This window comes from Eudoraea sp., from assembly GCF_049665975.1.
Classification (GTDB): domain Bacteria; phylum Bacteroidota; class Bacteroidia; order Flavobacteriales; family Flavobacteriaceae; genus Eudoraea.
Genome location: NZ_JBATGR010000285.1, coordinates 1 through 2,180, shown reverse-complemented (window position 1 = coordinate 2,180; position 2,180 = coordinate 1). Strand labels below are relative to the sequence as shown.

Sequence of the window (2,180 nt, the reverse complement as noted above, 5' to 3'; positions counted from 1 at the left end):
GTGTATGCTGTTGTCAAATGCCCCTAACATTAGGGCAATTGGAATTGCATTAATGCTTTTATCAGTTTATGTATTTGTACTGGACCATTTTTCTGAAGAAAGGGCCACTTTTTATTATTCAAAAATTGTTGAACGATCTACTAATTAAAAGTATCTTGCTATCTTTTTTTATACTATGAAACATTTAATTGTTGGTTTATTTATTTCTTTTGTTCTTCCGGCCATCGCCCAAGATCCTTCGGATTTTCAGGAAGAAGTACTGGCAATTCAAAAAAAATACGATACGTTATGGGACAATACCAAAGAAACTATAGTATTCACAGGTAGTTCCAGTATACGAACATGGCAAAACCTGCAGGAACTTTTTCCTGATTACCAAATTGTCAATTCAGGTTTCGGAGGCTCACAGACAATTGATTTACTTTCGTATACGAATGAATTGATATTGCAATACAATCCGAAGAAAGTGTTTATTTATGAAGGAGATAATGATTTAAATGATAGTAAAAAACCTCGGGAAATAATTACTGTTACCAAAGAAATCATTACCAAAATTAAGAGTACTATTCCAGATATCCGAATTGTTATTATATCTGCCAAACCTAGTTTGGCGCGATGGCATTTAAAAGGAAAATATAAAAGACTCAATCGTAAGTTTAAACATTTATGCAAACAAGAAGAGAACCTGGATTATGCTTATATATGGGATATTATGCTTAATGGCAAGAAATTAAGACAAGACATTTTCATTGAAGACGGCCTCCATATGAATTCAAAGGGTTACGAGTTATGGTATCAGGTTATAAAAAATTATGTTCAATAAAATATTTAACAATGATAAAATCAATTTTAACAAAATCGCTCGCTTTACTTTTTGGAATGTCCTTATTTTATGCATGTCAAGAGCATAAGATGAAAGAAATAGTATTTCCTCCAACAGATCTAAGTTCAGAAAATCTGATTCCAAAGCCTCTAAGGATACTTCCTACCCATAATGCCTTTGGATTAGATCATACCACTGCGATCTACACTTCACAAACGGACAAAAGTTTTGAAGAGGTAGGTTCTTTTCTTGCTGATAAAATAAAATCCAAAACAAATTTAAGGCTTGCCGTAAATGAAACAGAAGCCGGAGAGGTCAACCGAATGATCTATATAAATCAATCTGATAGCGATGAACTTGAAGGTCCGGAAGCTTACCAATTATATATTTCTAAAGATTCTATTATCCTCAATGCAAAAACATCTGAAGGGGCATTTCGTGGAGTACAGACCCTAAGACAACTCATCCCTGAAACCAGCAATGATACACTTGCTGAAATGCCATTATGGCCCATCCCAACAGGAAAAATTTTAGATAAACCTAATTTTGAATACAGGGGTTCTATGTTAGATGTAGCTCGACACTTCTTTAGTGTTGATGATGTCAAAAAATATATTGATCTTCTCGCTTATTATAAAATAAATGCCTTGCATCTGCATCTGACAGATGACCAGGGCTGGCGGATAGAAATCAAATCGTGGCCAAAGCTAACCGAAGTTGGGGGTAGCACAGAAGTTGGTGGAGAAGCAGGAGGTTTTTTTACACAGGCTGATTATAAGGATATTGTGGCTTATGCACAACAAAGATATATGATGATAATACCTGAAATTGATATGCCAGGACATACTAATGCGGCCTCAGTCTCCTATCCCATTCTAAATGGAAATGGTAAAACACCCAAATTGTATGAGGGAACAGCAGTGGGCTTTAGCACTTTTGATACCAGAAAGGATACGGTTTATACTTTTATTGATGATGTAGTACGTGAGATCTCCGCGATATCACCTGGCCCTTATTTCCATATTGGTGGGGATGAAAGCCATGCGACCAAAAAGAACGACTATATTTTCTTTGTCAATAGAGTAGAAAAGATTGTACAAAAGTATGGTAAGCAAATGATAGGTTGGGATGAAATTGCGCAGGCAGATGTTGATAATTCTTCAATTGCACAGTTCTGGGACAGCGAGAAAAATGCCATGGAAGCTTCTCGAAAAGGTATGAGGGTAATTATTTCGCCTGCAAAAAAAGCATATTTGGATATGCAATATGATACCCTTTCCAAACATGGACTTCATTGGGCGGCTTATATTCCTGTTGATACAGCATATGTATGGTCTCCAGAGAGTTATGCAGGTAT

General features: G+C 35.9%; 2 protein-coding genes. Both read left to right on the top strand.

All coding sequences use genetic code 11. The annotated features are described in order from the left end of the window. The first annotated feature begins 175 nt into the window (after positions 1-175). On the top strand, positions 176-823 hold the full coding sequence (locus WBN20_RS10070) for an SGNH/GDSL hydrolase family protein (RefSeq protein ID WP_424281588.1): 648 nt from the start codon (positions 176-178) through the stop codon (positions 821-823). Positions 824-834: 11 nt separating this feature from the next. After that, positions 835-2,180: family 20 glycosylhydrolase (locus WBN20_RS10065; protein ID WP_424281587.1), on the top strand; the 1,346-nt coding region annotated here is incomplete at its 3' end.

Bases quoted from the DNA above. Each gene is read 5' to 3' on its own strand.
- WBN20_RS10070 (WP_424281588.1), top strand. From the start codon at position 176: ATGAAACATTTAATTGTTGGTTTATTTATTTCTTTTGTTCTTCCGGCC.